The sequence below is a fragment of the Agrobacterium sp. 22-214-1 genome (genome assembly GCF_053522465.1).
The window spans coordinates 657152-672483 of record NZ_JBNWCK010000001.1 but is presented as its reverse complement, the minus strand read 5'-3'; the positions used below and the strand labels follow the sequence as shown (position 1 = coordinate 672483).

The window sequence follows — 15332 nt, the reverse complement described above, 5'->3', positions numbered from 1 at the left end:
CTCAGATCCTCGGGACAGACCCGAGGATGACGTCGGGTACGAGGGACTGACATCACTTCTGCCGGGATCAACGCCCGGCTTTTCTGTTTCAAGACGGAGCCCAAACATGTTTTTCATCCGCACGGCAAGTCTGCGGGACATCGAGCCGGTCCGCACCTTGCTCGCCACGACATGGCACGCGACCTATGATGCGATCTATGGCGTCGACAAGGTGAACCAGCTGATCCTCGCATGGCATTCGCCGCAGGCCATGAAGGACCGTATCGAGAAAAAGGGCGGCGAGTTTCTGGTGGCTGACGACGGCAAGCGGATTGGCGGCATGGCCTATGGCTCCATGTCCACCAAGATGGCGAAGACGGCCCTGCTGCACCAGCTCTATGTCGCGCCTGACCTTCAGCGGCAGGGCATCGGCCGCGATCTCTTCGCCGAACTCGAAACCTGTTTTCCGGATGCGGAAATCATGCGGCTGGAAGTCGAGCCTAAAAATACTGTCGCAATCGCCTTTTATGAAGGCGTCGGATTTGTCGAGGTCGACCGAATCGAGCGCATGGCGGGCATCGAGGGTCTGCCCGGCGTCGTTATGGAAAAGAGCCTGACCCGATGAATGAGACACTTCAACAACTGATCATCCGCACGGCGCGCGAAGACGATCTTCCGGCACTCGCCGCCATTTTTGCCGCCGACGAGATCGGCGGCCACGGCGATACGGCGGAAGAATCGGCGCAGCCGGATTATCTCGCCGCTTTCCGCGCCATCGAAGCGTCGCCGAGCGAAACGCTCTATGTGGCGGAACTGGACGGCGACGTTGTCGGCACCTTCCAGACGGCGATCCTGACCAAACTCGTCGGGCGAGGGGCAAAGTCCATGGTGATCGAGGCGGTGCAGACGCGCGCCGACATGCGCGGTCGAGGCATCGGCGCGGTGATGATCAATCATTGCCTGGAAGAAGCCCGCCGGCAGGGCCTGAACGCCGCGCAGCTGACGTCCAACATGGCCCGGCTGGATGCGCACCGCTTCTACGAGCGGCTGGGTTTCGAGAAGCGGCATTTAGGCTTCAGGATGAAGCTGAAATAGCGCGGATATATCTCGAAATGCTGGACAATTGCCGTGAGGGGCGGCATAAGCATGTCTTGTGCCGTGCACGGAAAATCGCTGCGGCGCATTCAAGCCCGAGGAACGTAGAATGAAGACTCTCCTGACGCAAATCTTCACCTGGTGGAACGGCCAGACGATCGGAACGCGGTTTCATACCTGGCGTTTCGGCAAGGAGGTAGGACAGGACGAGTTGGGCAACACCTATTACGAAGGCGGCACCACCTCCTGGGGCATGCCGCGCCGCTGGGTGATCTATAACGGTTATGCCGAAGCGTCGGCCATTCCGCCCGGCTGGCATGGCTGGATGCATTACCGCACCGACGTGCCGCCGAGCCAGGAAAGCTACGTTGCGCGCGACTGGCAGAAGCCGCACCAGCCGAACCTCACCGGTTCGTCCAAGGCCTATCGCCCGCAGGGATCGTTGGCCGTGGCTGGCGAGCGCCCGCGCGTGACCGGCGACTACGACGCCTGGACCCCCGGCAACTAAGCATCTTGCGATGCGCGGTGTTGTGCAAAACACCGCGCTTGCATCCGGCCTCACCGGTTTTTGCCACATTCCGCCCTTAGGCGTTGATCCGGTCGGCGGTTCGACACAGGCAAATATTTGGAGACATATCGTATGAGGAAATTCACGCGGGATCGTTCTTTGCGTGCGCTGACAGTCTCGCTGTTTGCAGCGGTCTCTGCTGTCATCCTCATTTCGCCCGTTTCTGCTGCTCGTCTTGAAAACCGCGTGGCGGTGTTTTCCGGCATCGACAAGATCACCGGCCGCATCACTTCCTTCGATGTCTATATCGATGAGACCGTGCAGTTCGGCGCGCTTCAGGTGACGCCGAAAGTCTGCTATTCCCGTGACCAGACGGAAGCGCAGAAGATCGATGCCTTCATCGAGGTGGATGAAATCACCCTCGACCGCAAGATCAAGCGGATTTTCACGGGCTGGATGTTCGCCGACAGCCCCGGCCTGAACGCCGTGGAACACCCCATCTACGACGTGTGGCTGACGGGCTGCAAGCAGGACTCGGAAGTTCCCGCTCCCTCAACGGCAAGCAAGTAATTAACCCACGACCGCGCCTATTTCTGGCGTCTGAGCTTCTCGGCCAAATCGGCCAGGGCTTTGCTTTTGCTTTCCAGTTGTTCGATCATTTCCTCCCGCGTCAGTTCGGGCTCGATCACGATCGGAACGGTGAACTTGTTGGGCTGATCGCCGGCGGGAGGTGAGGGGAACCTGATTTCAGAAAATGCCATCTTTACGGCCGTTCTTGTCTGATAGGTGCTATCCCTTATGTTTTTGACCTGAACAGCCTGCATCTTTCCCGCCGGGTCAACGCGGAAAGTAACAAGGAGCACCTGCTTCTTGTTCGTCCGCACGACCTTGAATTCCGGGCGGCCGGTTACGCCCGTCAAGGCTCGGGAAATTTCGCTTCGCCAGGCGGCCTGCGGGTTCGGGCGCTGTTCGGCAGCCGTGACATTCGCCGCCGGCGTCAACATCAATAACAAGGCCGCAATCCAGCGCATGACAATCCCCCGGTGAACCATATATCATGATCGGATAAGTCATGTTTTTGAGGGTTGCAAGCAAAATCTCAGGTTGTTTTCAGCGTGGATTTTCTTGCGCAGACAATTTTTCGAAGGGTACGTCCGGCCTGTCGACAGCCGCTTCAAGTATCGTGGCATATTCCGATTTTGGGATATCGATTGCCCCGAATGTCTTCAGATGTTCGGTCGTAAATTGCGTGTCGAGCAGCGTAAATCCCTGCTGCCGCAAACGCTCGACCAGATGCACGAGGCAAATCTTCGATGCATTGGTGCGGCGGGAAAACATGCTCTCGCCGAAGAAAGCGGCGCCCAGCGAGACGCCATAAAGTCCGCCGACAAGCTCTTCGCCCTCCCACGCCTCCACGCTGTGTGCATGGCCGATCTGGTGCAACTCGTTATAGAGCCTGCGGATGGTGGCATTGATCCAGGTGCTTGGTCTGTCCGGCGCTTCCGCCGCACATCCGGCCATCACCGCTTCGAACGCGGTGTTGAAGCGAATCTCGAACGGCTTCCTGCGCATCGCCTTGGCGAGGCTTTTGGAAACGTGAAAACCATTGAGCGGGATGATTCCCCGAATTTCCGGCTCGACCCAGAAAAGCTCGGGATCGTCAGCCGAATCGGCCATTGGGAACAGGCCGGCGGAATAGGCGCGCAGCAGAATATCGACCGTTATGCCGTTATTTCTGCTGCGCCGCCCAACCATATCGTCTTAGTGAGACGCGTCACCGGCCAGATATTTTTCCAGCCAGTGAATGTCGTAATCGCCCTTCAGGATATCCTCGTTCTGGAGGAGATCCTGGAAAAGCGGCAGCGTGGTCTTGATGCCATCAACGACGAATTCGTCGAGCGCCCGACGCAGGCGGCGAATGCATTCGTCACGGTCGCGACCGTGGACGATCAGCTTGCCGATCATGCTGTCGTAATAGGGCGGGATCTTGTAGCCCTGATAGGCGCCCGAATCGACGCGCACGCCAAGGCCGCCCGGCGTGTGGAAGTAGGTCAGCGTGCCCGGCGAGGGAACGAAGGTGCGCGGGTCCTCGGCATTGATTCGGCATTCGATGGCATGGCCATGGAATTCGATATCGTCCTGCGTGACCGACAGGCCCTGGCCGGAAGCAACCCGGATCTGTTCCTGCACGAGATCCATGCCGGTGATGGCTTCCGTCACCGGATGCTCCACCTGCAGACGGGTGTTCATTTCGATGAAATAGAACTCGCCGTTTTCATAGAGGAACTCGATGGTGCCCGCACCGCGATATTTCAGCTTGCGCATGGCGCTCGCGCAAATCTCGCCGATCTTCATGCGCTGTTCGACGGTGAGGGCCGGCGAATTGGCTTCTTCCAGCACCTTCTGGTGACGGCGCTGCAACGAGCAATCGCGTTCGCCGAGGTGAACGGCATTGCCTTCGCCATCGCCGAAAACCTGCACTTCGATATGGCGCGGCTTGCCGAGGTATTTTTCCATGTAGACGGCATCGTTGCCGAAGGCTGCTGCCGCTTCGGAGCGTGCCGTCGCAACGGCCTCTTCCAGATCGGCTTCGGTCTTGGCCACCTTCATGCCGCGGCCGCCGCCGCCCGCCGTCGCCTTGATGAGGACCGGGAAGCCGATCGTCCGGGCGATTTCGAGCGCGTTTTCAGGCTTCACTTCGCCATCGGAACCGGGAACCACGGGAATGCCGAGTTCCTGCGCCGTCTGCTTGGCGGTGATCTTGTCGCCCATGATGCGGATATGTTCGGCGGTCGGCCCGATGAAGGTGATGCCGTGCGCGTCGAGAATATCGGCGAACTTGGCGTTTTCCGACAGGAAGCCGTAGCCGGGGTGAACGGCGTCCGCACCGGTGATTTCGCAGGCCGCAACGATCTGGTGGATGTTGAGGTAGCTGTCACGCGAGGGCGGCGGGCCGATACACACGCTTTCGTCGGCAAGGCGCACATGCATGGCGTCCGCGTCGGCCGTGGAATGCACGGCCACCGTCGGAATGCCAAGCTCCTTGGCAGCGCGCAGGACGCGTAGCGCGATCTCGCCGCGGTTGGCTATGAGGATCTTCGAAACCATGCTGAACCGCCTTTATTCGATGACCACGAGGGCTTCGCCATACTCCACGGGCTGAGCGTCGTTGACGACGATTTCCACGACCTTGCCGGACTTGGGAGCCGGGATCTGGTTCATGGTCTTCATGGCTTCGACGATGAGGATGGTCTGGCCTTCCTTGACGGTCGCGCCCACTTCGATGAAGGGACGTGCGCCGGGGGCAGGCGAAAGATAGACCGTACCGACCATCGGCGAGGACACGGTGTTGGCCGGGTTACGGGCGGGTGCTGCGGCGGCTGCAGGGGCGGCCGGTGCTGCGATTGCCGGTGCGGCAGCGGGAGCTGCCGGCGCGGGCGCATAAGCGGCGGGCGCCGCAGCATAGACCGTGGCGGGAGCGGGGGCGGCGCGGGAGACGCGGATGCGCAGGTCTTCCTGCTCCACTTCGATTTCCGAAAGGTCGGTATCGTTGAGGATATTCGCGAGTTCGCGGATCAGTTCCTTGTCGATACCCTGTTTCTTTTCAGACATGACAAACCCTATTCTTTGTTTCTTTTTATGCCGTGATGTTTTTCAGCGCGTGAAGCGCCATGATGTATCCATATGGTCCGAAACCGCAGACCATGCCCTTTGCCGCAGGTGATACCATCGATTTGTGACGGAACTCTTCGCGGGCGTGGATGTTGGAAATGTGCACTTCCACGACGGGCGTGGAAATCGCGCGAATGGCGTCATGCAACGCGATGGATGTGTGGCTGTAGGCGCCGGGATTGATGACGACGCCTGCCGCCCGCTCGCCCGCCTCCTGCAACCAGTCCACCAGCACGCCTTCGTGGTTGGACTGGCGGAATTCCACTGCGAAACCGAGATCGGCACCGGCTTGAAGGCAATCATTCTCGATGTCCTTCAGCGTCTTGCCACCATAGATACCCGGTTCCCTTTTTCCCAGCATGTTGAGATTGGGGCCGTTGATGACGATGATGATGTTGCTCATTCAAGTTTCCATAAGAAAATCAGCGACAGCTATAGACTGCGCAGCCGTCAAGGAAAAGCCCCCGCAAGCCCTAAACCGGCCGCTTGGCAGGCATCTCACAGGGAATGCAGTGGCTTTTTTAGCAATCAGGAGCAGGTGGCTTTTCCACAGCTGCGCATATTGGCGATTTTTTCCTTCAGCGGGTCGGCGCCGACCGCGCCGAAAACCGCCTCGTCGCCGACGATATAGGACGGCGTTCCGGTGATGCCGAGGCTGGTTGCCAGCTTGTAAGTTTCCTGCACCTGCTCGTCATTGGGGTTCTCCGCCATCGATTTGCGGATATCGGCTTCCTTGAGACCGAGCGAGGTCGCGACTTCCATGGCGCTGTCCTCATTCGCTCGTCCGCGGCCGCCGAGCAGCGTGCGCTGGAATTCGGGATACTTGGCCGGCGCAAGCAATTTCACGGCGTTGGAGACACGGTGGGCCGCAACCGATTCCGGTCCGAGGATCGGGAATTCCTTGAGGACGACACGCACCTTCTTGTCGCTCTTCAGAATATTGTCCATGTCGCCCATGGCGCGTTTGCAATAACCGCAATTGTAGTCGAAGAACTCGACCAGCGTGACGTCGCCATCCGGGTTGCCGAGCGCCAGATCGAATTTCGATTCGAAGATGGCCTTCTTGTTGTCGGCGACGGCTTCCGCCGCCTTGGCGTTGCGCGCCGCATATTGCTTGCGCTCAAGCGCATCCTGAACCTCGAGCATGATTTCCGGGTTCTCGATCAGATATTGCTTGATGAACTCGCCCATCTCCTTCTTCTGCTGCTCGTCGAGCGCGTGGGCGGGCAGGGAGGCGAATACCGTCGAAAGGGCCGTCACGCTGGCGAGAAGGGTGGAACGGAGAAAATGCGCCATATCGGTCCTCATTCTGTGCGGCCGGAGCCTCTTGAAATCTTATGAAGGCAATTACCTTACTTTAAGCCAAATGCCATACGGCAAAAATACTTGTCCGCATTATGATCGCATGATTGTGAAGATTGTGATTCTGCGGCAAGTCTCTGAAATACGGTTCAGGAAAGAGCATGCCCTTGATTACGATGTCGAAGCGGAGCGCAGTCGAACCCTTTCACGCCATGGATATTCTGGCGGAAGCGAATCGGCGCAGGCAGGCGGGCCGCCCCGTCATTTCCATGGCGGTCGGCCAGCCCTCCCATCCCGCACCGAAAGCCTCGCTTGCGGCGGCTGAGGCGGCGCTAAAGCATGGGCGGATCGGTTACACAGACGCGCTCGGCCTGCGCGAGCTGCGGGAGGCGATTGCCGGCCATTACCGGCTGCGCCACCAGGTCGCCATCGATCCGGCCCGCATCGCCGTGACGACGGGCTCGTCTGCGGCCTTCAATCTCGCTTTCCTCAGCCTTTTCGATGCGGGCGATTATGTCGCCATCGCAAGGCCCGGCTATCCGGCCTATCGCAATATTCTGAAGGCTCTCGGCCTCAATGTCGTGGAAGTGCCGGTCACCGCCGAAACCGGCTATACGCTGACGCCGGCAAGTCTGGAGCGGGCAGAGACGAAAGCCGGCTGCAAGCTGAAGGGCGTGCTTCTGGCAAGCCCGGCCAATCCGACCGGCACGGTTACCGGCCGCGAGGCGCTGAAGCGGCTCGCCAGCTATTGCGAAAGCCGCGACATGGCTTTCATTTCCGACGAGATCTATCACGGCCTTACCTTTGTCGGCGAAGAGACGAGCGCGCTCGAAATCACCGACAATGCCGTGATCATTAACTCCTTCTCCAAATATTATTGCATGACCGGCTGGCGCATCGGCTGGATGGTGCTGCCCGAAAATCTGGTCCGTCCGATCGAGTGTCTGGCCCAGAGCCTTTATATTTCCGCGCCCGAACTGTCGCAGCTTGCGGCGACCGCAGCTTTTTCGGCGGCGGAGGAGCTGGATGTCTACCGGGAAAGCTATCGCACCAACCGCGATTTCCTGATGGCGCGCTTGCCGGAGATCGGCCTGCCGCTCGCATCCCCGATGGATGGCGCTTTTTACGCCTATGTCGATACCAGCCGCTTTTCCAACGACAGCATGGATTTTGCCAAGCGCATGCTGGCGGAAATCGATGTGGCGGCGACGCCCGGCATGGATTTCGATCCCGAGGAAGGCCACAGGGCGCTGCGCATTTCTTATGCGGGTTCCGTGTCGGATATCGCCGAGGCCGTTGGACGTATCGCCGGCTGGCTGAAATAAGCCGGGATCATCCGATTAGGGAAATCAGGCGGGCGTGCAGCCGAAGGTGCTGTTGAACGCCTTTTCGCCCTTTGCAGTGAAGGTGAGCACACGGCCGTTTCCGCGCCGCAGCCAGTCCCGCTGCTGCATCGCTTCAAGCAGCGATGCGCCAAGCCCGCCGCCGAGGTGATGGCGGCGTTCGCTCCAGTCCAGGCAATGCAGGCAGACCGGGCGACGGGCCTTTTCGAGCGGCGAAAGGTCGATGCCGAAGTTCGAGAAGAAGTCGCGTCCGCTCTCCGTAAGGGCAGGATCGTCGCCTAACGTCACGAGCCCCTTTGCGCTAATGGCGGCAAGTAGCGCCACGCCGCTCTCTCCGGCCAGATGATCGTAGCAGATGCGCGCTTCCCGCAGCGCCTTGTCCTTCGGTCCCGTGCGGACGCGGACCGCGCCCGTACGTTGGGCAAGACCCATCAACGCTTCAAGAACATGCGCCACATCCTCATCGGAAAGACGGAAATAGCGGTGACGTCCCTGTTTTTCCGCTTTCAAGAGTTGCGCCTCGGAGAGCTTCGACAGATGCCCGCTGGCGGTCTGCAACGTCACGCCGGCGGCTTCGGCAAGCTCGCTTGCGGTCAGCGCACGTCCGTCCATCAGCGCCGTCAGGATGTTGGCGCGGGCAGGGTCGCCGATCAGCGCGGCGACATTGGCGATCAGGGGTCCGTCTTTCATGCTTCGATGATAGCCGAAGCATTGATGCAAGGCAATGGCGTAGAAGGGAGAGGCAAACCACGAGGAGACAAACGATGCTGACCTGTTTCATCCGCTACGAGATCGATCCTTTCAAGGTCGACGCTTTTGAACGATATGCCCGCACATGGGGTGAGGCGATACCGCGCTGCGGGGCCGATCTGATCGGCTATTACGCGCCGAAGGAAGGATCGAGCACCATTGCATACGGTGTCTACAACATCGAAAATCTCGCCGCTTACGAAGCCTACCGGGCACGGCTCGCCGCCGATCCTGCGGGGTGGGAAAATTACGAATTCGCCCGCCGCGAACAGTTCATTCGCCGAGAGGACCGGCTTTTCCTGCGTCTCGCCTCCGCTCCGCACGCCGGAGGCGGACAATGATCGCCGTTATCTTCGAGGTCTGGCCTGCTGAAGGCGAGAAGCAGCATTACCTCGACATCGCGGCAGGCCTGCGGGCAGAACTGGAAACCATCGACGGCTTCCTGTCCGTCGAGCGGTTTCAAAGCATCGGCAATCCGGACAAGATGCTGTCTCTGTCCTTTTTCCGGGACGAGGAAGCGGTGAGGGCATGGCGCAACACCATGCCGCATCGCGCCGCGCAGTCGCTGGGCCGGTCCGGTGTTTTTTCCGATTACCGGCTGCGTATCGCGCAGGTGATCCGCGACTACGGCCTGGAGGAGAGGGAGGAAGCGCCGGCCGATAGCCGGAAAGCCCATCCGGCAGACGGAACAGCTTAGGCTGATATTTCCAGCATCAGTTTTTCTGCATGCCGCTGCAAGGCTTTCTGGTTCGAACTCGCCTTTGAAACCCGTTATAGATGGGCCAATGTGGTGCGAACACTTAGGATTGGCCAAGGAGAAAAGCGATGTCGACGGAAAAAGTAGCGATTGTAACGGCAGGCGGCAGCGGCATGGGGGCTGCCGTGGCGAAACGTCTGGCCGCGGATGGCTACAAACTCGCAATCCTGTCCTCTTCTGGCAAGGGAGAGGCGCTGGCGCAGGAGCTGGGCGGAATCGGCGTCACCGGCTCCAACCAGTCCAATGACGATCTCCAGCGGCTCACGGATTTGACGCTCGAAAAATTCGGCCGCATCGATGTGCTGGTCAACAGCGCCGGCCATGGCCCGCGTGCCTCCATTCTCGATATTACCGACGAGCAATGGCACACCGGCCTCGATGTCTACCTCATGAACGTCATCCGCCCGACACGGATTGTCGCCCCCGTCATGGTGAAACAGAAGGCGGGTGCCATCGTCAACATCTCTACCGCCTGGGCTTTCGAACCGAGCAGCATGTTCCCGACATCCGCCGTGTTCCGCGCCGGCCTTGCCTCCTACACCAAGATTTTCGCCGATACCTATGCGGCCGACAATGTGCGCATGAACAATGTTCTGCCCGGCTGGATCGACAGCCTGCCGGCGACGGAGGAACGCCGCGAGAGCGTGCCGATGCAGCGTTACGGCAAGAGCGAGGAGATCGCCGCCACCGTGGCATTCCTTGCCTCTGAGGGGGCAGGGTATATTACCGGTCAGAATATCCGCGTTGATGGCGGGCTGACGCGGTCTGTTTGACGGGTGGGCCTTTCCCACTCCTCATCCCTCTGACAAGCACGGGTATGAGGAAATGTCAGCGGCTCAAAAAAACGCCCTGTTCTTTGCGCCGATAAAAGAAAACGCCCGCAACATCGTTGCGGGCGTCTTTTATTGAGGATGTGGCTTCTCTCAGAAGAAGCCCTTGCGCTGCCACCAGCCGCCCTTGCGGGGCTTCGGCTCGTCGCCATCGGCGGGGGTGGAGGAACCGGAAGAGGTGACCACCGGCTCCGAGCTCGAGACATTGCTGCCCCGGTTCGCGCGGACCTTTTCTTCCGTGGCCGGTGCTTCCGCTTCCGAAGCCAGATCGGCCGATGCCTCACCCGCTTCTTCAACTGCGACGTCGACGACGGTTTCTTCGACGATCACCGGCTCCACCGTTTCAACGGCCTCGGCCTTCGGCGCTTCCTCGGTTTCAGTCTTGGCCTTTGCCTTGCGGGTGCGCCGCGGCTTTTTCGGCACTTCGTCTTCCGCGACCTCGGCAACCGCACCTTCCACCACCTCTGCGGCGGTCGGCTCTTCGGTTACGGATGCTTCGGCGGAAGCCTCTTCGCTTTCACCTTCGGCTTCCGAGTCGGCAGCATCGAGCGCCTCGTCTTCCGCACGGTTGCGACGTCCGCCGCGCTTGCCGCGACGGCGGCGCTTGCGCTTGCCGTCCTCTTCGGAGGTTACCGCTTCCGCTGCACCGTTTTCGGTTTCAGCATCGGCTTCATCGGTTTCGACGCCATCGTCGTCACCTTCGGCATCATCGCCTTCCGCATCGCCGGACTGGGCGTCGAGCGCGCCGTTCTGCTCGCCCTGACCGCCCTTGCCGCGACGGCGGCGGCGACGCTTGCGCTTGCGCTTGCCTTCCTCGCCATTGTCGCCCTGCTGCTGCTGGCGTGGCTCGGTGCTCTGCGCCTTGACGATTTCTTCCTCGTCTTCGTCCTCTTCCACCTCGGCGACGAAATCGTCTTCCTCTTCCACGAAGTTCGGCAGCATCTGGATGAGGCTTTCGATCTTCACCGGATTTTCGACGGCTTCACCGCGATCGATGGCGAAATGCTGCGCACCGACGCCGGCGTCAGCAGCGATGATGATCGACACGCCGAAGCGGCCTTCATAATCGACGATCGTGCCGCGCTTGTGGTTGAGCAGGTAGAGCGCTGTTTCCGGCGTGCAGCGCACCGTGATGTTGTGGGTGGTGTTGCGCAGCAGATATTCCTCGACGCCGCGCAGCACATGCAGCGCGATGGAGGATTCCGAGCGAACATGGCCCGTGCCGCCGCAATGCTGGCAGACCTGCGTGGTCGATTCCAGCACCGAAGCGCGGATGCGCTGGCGCGACATTTCCAGAAGGCCGAAATGCGAGATGCGGCCGACCTGGATGCGGGCGCGGTCGTTCTTCAGGCAATCCTTGAGCTTCTTCTCGACAGAGCGGTTGTTGCGCTTTTCTTCCATGTCGATGAAGTCGATGACGACAAGGCCGGCAAGGTCGCGCAGGCGCAGCTGGCGCGCCACTTCTTCCGCCGCTTCGAGGTTGGTCGTGAGCGCGGTTTCCTCGATGGAATGCTCACGGGTCGAACGGCCCGAGTTGACGTCGATGGAAACCAACGCTTCCGTCTGGTTGATTATGAGGTAACCGCCGGACTTCAGCGTCACCTGCGGCTGCAGCATCCGGTCGAGCTGGGCTTCGATACCGGAGCGCGAGAAGATCGGGTGAATGTCGCGGTAAGGCTGAACCACCTTGGCATGGCTCGGCATCAGCATCTTCATGAAGTCTTTGGCTTCACGATAGCCGTCTTCGCCCGAAACGATGATCTCGCCGATATCCTTGTTGTAAAGATCGCGGATCGAACGCTTGATCAGCGAGCCTTCCTCGTAAACGAGGCAGGGAGCGGTGGAGTTCAGCGTCAGCGTGCGGACATTTTCCCACAGGCGCATCAGATATTCGAAGTCGCGCTTGATTTCGACGCGGGTGCGGTTTGCGCCGGCGGTGCGCAGAATGACGCCCATGCCCTGCGGCACTTCCAGATCGCGTGCGATTTCCTTCAGGCGCTTGCGGTCGGTCGGCTGGGTGATCTTGCGGGAAATACCGCCGCCACGCGCCGTATTCGGCATCAGCACGGAATAACGGCCGGCAAGCGACAGATAGGTGGTGAGCGCCGCACCCTTGTTGCCGCGTTCTTCCTTGGCCACCTGCACCAGAAGAATCTGGCGGCGCTTGATGACTTCCTGAATGCGATACTGCTTGCGCGGCTTGCGGGCGACGCGGTCCGGAACCTCTTCCATCGCGTCTTCGGCGCCGACGGATTCGATCACTTCCTTTTCGTGGTGATCGTCATCGTCGTCGTCATCATCGTCATTGCCGCGGCGAAGACCCTCGACTTCCTCGGAAATCGTGTCGGTATCGACCATGGCGGCCATTTCGCCGCCGGCGCTGCCGTCGTCTTCGGAAGAAGCTTCGGCGGCCTCGGCCGCTGCGGCTTCTTCTTCCGCCGTCTTCTTCTTGGCGCGGGGGCGACGGGTGCGCTTCTTCGGCTTTTCTTCCTCGGCGGGCGCTTCTTCGGCTACGGCCTCGACGGCCACTTCTCCGGAAACCTCTTCCGCGGCAGGCGCAGTCTCTTCCACGACGACCGTTTCAGTGGTTTCGCTGGCGGAAACAATGCCGACATCCGGCTGATCCACCTGCGAAAGGTCGATCATGGGGGCGCCGGGCTCGGGTGCATCAGCGGATTCGAAATCGTCGCTACGGCGATGATCCTCGGCTTCCGCTTTCAGGAGGGCCTGACGGTCGGCGAGCGGAATCTGGTAATAGTCCGGATGGATTTCCGCAAAAGCGAGAAAGCCGTGGCGATTTCCACCGTAATCGACGAAGGCCGCCTGAAGCGAGGGTTCAACCCGCGTGACCTTGGCAAGGTAGATATTGCCGCGGATCTGTTTCTTGTGCTCCGATTCGAAATCGAATTCTTCGATCCGGTTCCCACGGACAACGACTACGCGTGTCTCCTCTTCGTGGGAGGCGTCGATAAGCATTTTGTCTGCCATGTAAGCTGTGCTCCTCGGCGCAGCCTTGTTTTATACGAGAACAGGCCCGCCACACGGACGAGCCTTTCATATGAGTGCAAGGATGTGCCGGAAATGAAGTCTCCTGCCGGGCGTCTGTAAACTGGCAGCATCCGGACCGACGGCGAGGCGCTTGGCCTGCTCCTGGTATCCGGTTCATGTGAAAACTGCTGCGACATCATTGGCCAGGCGGAACGACAATAATATATAGACCCCTTGGGATCCGATGAATTTGCTCTCCTCAGAGCGGCGGTGGCAGCGCCACCGGGTAGGTCTCCGGCCACGGCCGGAATTGATCGAGTTTCAGGATAAATGTAACGACGGCAGATGATTGCCCGATTTGCAGCGCCAGCGTCTTTTTCGATTGGCAGCCGGCGGGCATCTATCCCGTCAACACTTTTAACCCTCATCCGTGTTGTATGTTTTCTCTGTCATAATAGCAATAGGCTGGCTAAATATGCCATATTATTGGTGGAATTTCCGGGTTAACAATTGGTTCACCAAGGCCTGCGATTGTGGGGCGCAAACGCGCAAACTATCGTACGGCGTGGTTGAAACGGCACCGTTACCGGCGTTTTTCCTCGCCGTTTATCGAAAATGACTGAAATACGGAATTTCTTGAAGACCATGAATTTCACGCGCAACGCAGCGATATTCGGTGGGAGAGGGCGGCTTGGCGCGCGAATCGCGCGGCTTGCGGCGGCTCTGGCATTTTCCGTCGTCGCCTCTGTTTCCGCCGCGCCGGCAGCCCATGCCGTGGAGCCGCTCGTCGTCCATCAGGCGCGGATCATCGGCGATGAGGCGCGCACGCGCATCGTTCTCGACTTCGCCGAAGAGCCGGAATTCGACGTTCACTATCTCGATTCGCCCGCCCGCATCGTTGTGGACTTTCCGGCGGTGAATTTCAGCTTTCCCGCATCCGACCTGAAGCCGACCGGTCTTTTTTCGGATATCCGTTTCGGCAGCATGGGGCAGAACAGCGCCCGCATCGTGCTGACGGCGAAAAAGCCGGTTCAGGTGGCGGTTGCCGAAACCAAAAAGACCGATAATGGCCAATCTTTCCATTTCGTGCTCGATACGGAAATCACCACCAAGGGCAAGTTCGCGGAACTGGTGAAGGATCAGCAGTGGCAGGCGCCGGCCCCGGTGACGACTGCCGCGATCACGCCGGATGACAAGACGTCGCGGCCAGCGGAATTCGTCATCGCGGTCGATGCCGGCCATGGCGGCATCGATGCCGGCGCCACCGGCGGCACCACGGGCACCGAGGAAAAGGTCATCACGCTGACTTTCGCCAGGGAACTTGCCGAGCGGCTGAACCGCGAACCCGGCATCAAGGCTTTCCTGACGCGCGATTCCGATACCTTTCTCGCCTTGTCGGAACGGGTGACCATCGCCCGCCAGAACAATGCCAATCTCTTTATTTCCCTTCATGCGGATACGTTGAAGCAAAAGGGCATCCGGGGCGCGACCGTCTATACCTTGTCGGACCGGGCATCGGACCGGCAGGCGCAGGAACTGGCGGAGCGCGAAAACAAGTCCGACCAGATCGCGGGCGTCGCTGCCTCCAGCGAGCCGCCGGAAGTCGCCGATATTCTTCTCGATTTCACCCGCCGTGAAACGCAGGCCTTTTCGGTGACGCTGGCTGAAAACATCGTCTCCTCCTTTGAGGGGCAGGTTGGGCTCATCAACAATCCGCACCGTTACGCCGGTTTCATGGTGCTGCGCGCGCACGATGTGCCGTCGGTGCTGCTGGAACTCGGTTTCCTCTCCAATCCGGAAGACGAAAAGCTGCTTCTCGATGGGGAATGGCGCAAGAAGGTGGCCGATACGCTGGCAACCGCCGTTGGGCGATACCGCGCCAAGGCCATGGCAAATGGCGGCTGAGAGGGCAGCCGGCCGAGCGGCAATGCTGTTGCCGCGCTGCCATTGACCGCCGAAAAGCTGTTCAATTCTTGGGTCTTGCGGACGATTACGAAGGCGAAGCCCTATTTTACTCACATTCGCCGCGTTACTCGGAAAGTGGATTCGGTGGCGATCCGCAAAGCGTCCGCAGCGCGATTGCGGGCCTGCCGCCCGGTAACATATCA

Annotated in this window: 17 protein-coding genes; 9 read left to right on the top strand and 8 right to left on the bottom strand. The window is 60.0% G+C overall.

Annotation, left to right across the window (positions count from 1 at the left end):
• Positions 1-106: 106 nt before the first annotated feature.
• The 4 genes from ACQZ5G_RS03400 to ACQZ5G_RS03385 all read left to right on the top strand — a co-directional run bounded on the left by ACQZ5G_RS03400 (position 107) and on the right by ACQZ5G_RS03385 (position 2152).
• Positions 107-604, top strand: a complete 498-nt coding sequence (locus tag ACQZ5G_RS03400) for an N-acetyltransferase family protein (RefSeq protein WP_448736984.1) — start codon at positions 107-109, stop codon at positions 602-604.
• Positions 601-1074 carry an N-acetyltransferase family protein gene (locus ACQZ5G_RS03395; RefSeq protein WP_448736983.1) on the top strand — a complete coding sequence of 158 codons (474 nt, stop codon included), beginning with the start codon at positions 601-603 and terminating at the stop codon, positions 1072-1074. The genes ACQZ5G_RS03400 and ACQZ5G_RS03395 overlap by 4 nt, the downstream gene beginning before the upstream one ends.
• A 109-nt stretch (positions 1075-1183) precedes the next feature.
• On the top strand, positions 1184-1582 hold the full coding sequence (locus tag ACQZ5G_RS03390) for an NADH:ubiquinone oxidoreductase subunit NDUFA12 (protein WP_448736982.1): 399 nt from the start codon (positions 1184-1186) through the stop codon (positions 1580-1582).
• 132 nt (positions 1583-1714) lie between these two features.
• Positions 1715-2152, top strand: coding sequence for a DUF2155 domain-containing protein (locus ACQZ5G_RS03385; RefSeq protein WP_065653957.1), 438 nt, complete (start codon positions 1715-1717; stop codon positions 2150-2152).
• Between the two features lie 17 nt (positions 2153-2169).
• On the opposite strand, the gene ACQZ5G_RS03380 is transcribed toward ACQZ5G_RS03385, so the two are convergent.
• The 6 genes from ACQZ5G_RS03380 to ACQZ5G_RS03355 form a co-directional block, all read right to left on the bottom strand.
• A complete protein-coding gene (locus ACQZ5G_RS03380) occupies positions 2170-2613 on the bottom strand; it encodes a hypothetical protein (protein ID WP_448736981.1) in 444 nt (147 codons plus the stop codon).
• A 79-nt stretch (positions 2614-2692) separates the two neighbouring features.
• Entirely contained in the window at positions 2693-3337 is a 645-nt protein-coding gene (aat, locus tag ACQZ5G_RS03375) for a leucyl/phenylalanyl-tRNA--protein transferase (protein WP_448736980.1), read from the bottom strand.
• Positions 3338-3343: 6 nt separating this feature from the next.
• The gene (gene accC / locus ACQZ5G_RS03370; protein ID WP_065653954.1) at positions 3344-4690 is read right to left on the bottom strand and encodes an acetyl-CoA carboxylase biotin carboxylase subunit; all 1347 of its coding nucleotides are present in this window, start codon (positions 4688-4690) and stop codon (positions 3344-3346) included.
• A 12-nt stretch (positions 4691-4702) separates the two neighbouring features.
• On the bottom strand, positions 4703-5194 hold the full coding sequence (accB, locus tag ACQZ5G_RS03365) for an acetyl-CoA carboxylase biotin carboxyl carrier protein (protein WP_137003401.1): 492 nt from the start codon (positions 5192-5194) through the stop codon (positions 4703-4705).
• A gap of 25 nt (positions 5195-5219) precedes the next feature.
• Positions 5220-5657 (bottom strand): type II 3-dehydroquinate dehydratase, encoded by a 438-nt coding sequence (gene aroQ, locus ACQZ5G_RS03360; RefSeq protein WP_077982408.1) that lies wholly within the window; start codon positions 5655-5657, stop codon positions 5220-5222.
• Between the two features lie 125 nt (positions 5658-5782).
• On the bottom strand, positions 5783-6550 hold the full coding sequence (locus tag ACQZ5G_RS03355) for a DsbA family protein (RefSeq protein ID WP_003521455.1): 768 nt from the start codon (positions 6548-6550) through the stop codon (positions 5783-5785).
• Between the two features lie 173 nt (positions 6551-6723).
• Here ACQZ5G_RS03355 and ACQZ5G_RS03350 point away from each other — a divergent pair, with 173 nt between their 5' ends.
• Positions 6724-7881: a pyridoxal phosphate-dependent aminotransferase gene (locus tag ACQZ5G_RS03350; protein ID WP_448737077.1), complete on the top strand. Its 1158-nt coding sequence runs from the start codon at positions 6724-6726 to the stop codon at positions 7879-7881.
• A gap of 24 nt (positions 7882-7905) precedes the next feature.
• On the opposite strand, the gene ACQZ5G_RS03345 is transcribed toward ACQZ5G_RS03350, so the two are convergent.
• On the bottom strand, positions 7906-8589 hold the full coding sequence (locus ACQZ5G_RS03345) for an ArsR/SmtB family transcription factor (RefSeq protein WP_448736979.1): 684 nt from the start codon (positions 8587-8589) through the stop codon (positions 7906-7908).
• Positions 8590-8663: 74 nt separating this feature from the next.
• On the opposite strand from ACQZ5G_RS03345, the gene ACQZ5G_RS03340 reads away from it, so the two are divergent.
• From ACQZ5G_RS03340 to ACQZ5G_RS03330, 3 genes are all read left to right on the top strand, one after another.
• On the top strand, positions 8664-8990 hold the full coding sequence (locus ACQZ5G_RS03340; RefSeq protein WP_448736978.1) for an NIPSNAP family protein: 327 nt from the start codon (positions 8664-8666) through the stop codon (positions 8988-8990).
• A complete protein-coding gene (locus ACQZ5G_RS03335; RefSeq protein WP_448736977.1) occupies positions 8987-9346 on the top strand; it encodes an antibiotic biosynthesis monooxygenase family protein in 360 nt (119 codons plus the stop codon). The genes ACQZ5G_RS03340 and ACQZ5G_RS03335 overlap by 4 nt, the downstream gene beginning before the upstream one ends.
• 128 nt (positions 9347-9474) lie before the next feature.
• Positions 9475-10179, top strand: a complete 705-nt coding sequence (locus ACQZ5G_RS03330; RefSeq protein WP_080817141.1) for an SDR family oxidoreductase — start codon at positions 9475-9477, stop codon at positions 10177-10179.
• Positions 10180-10329: 150 nt separating this feature from the next.
• Here the strand turns inward: ACQZ5G_RS03330 and ACQZ5G_RS03325 are convergent, their stop codons facing one another.
• Complete coding sequence (locus tag ACQZ5G_RS03325) at positions 10330-13224, bottom strand: Rne/Rng family ribonuclease (protein ID WP_448736976.1); 2895 nt, start codon at positions 13222-13224, stop codon at positions 10330-10332.
• Between the two features lie 645 nt (positions 13225-13869).
• Between ACQZ5G_RS03325 and ACQZ5G_RS03320 the strand changes: the two genes are divergently transcribed.
• Positions 13870-15129 (top strand): N-acetylmuramoyl-L-alanine amidase, encoded by a 1260-nt coding sequence (locus tag ACQZ5G_RS03320; RefSeq protein WP_448737076.1) that lies wholly within the window; start codon positions 13870-13872, stop codon positions 15127-15129.
• The last annotated feature ends 203 nt before the right edge of the window (positions 15130-15332 follow it).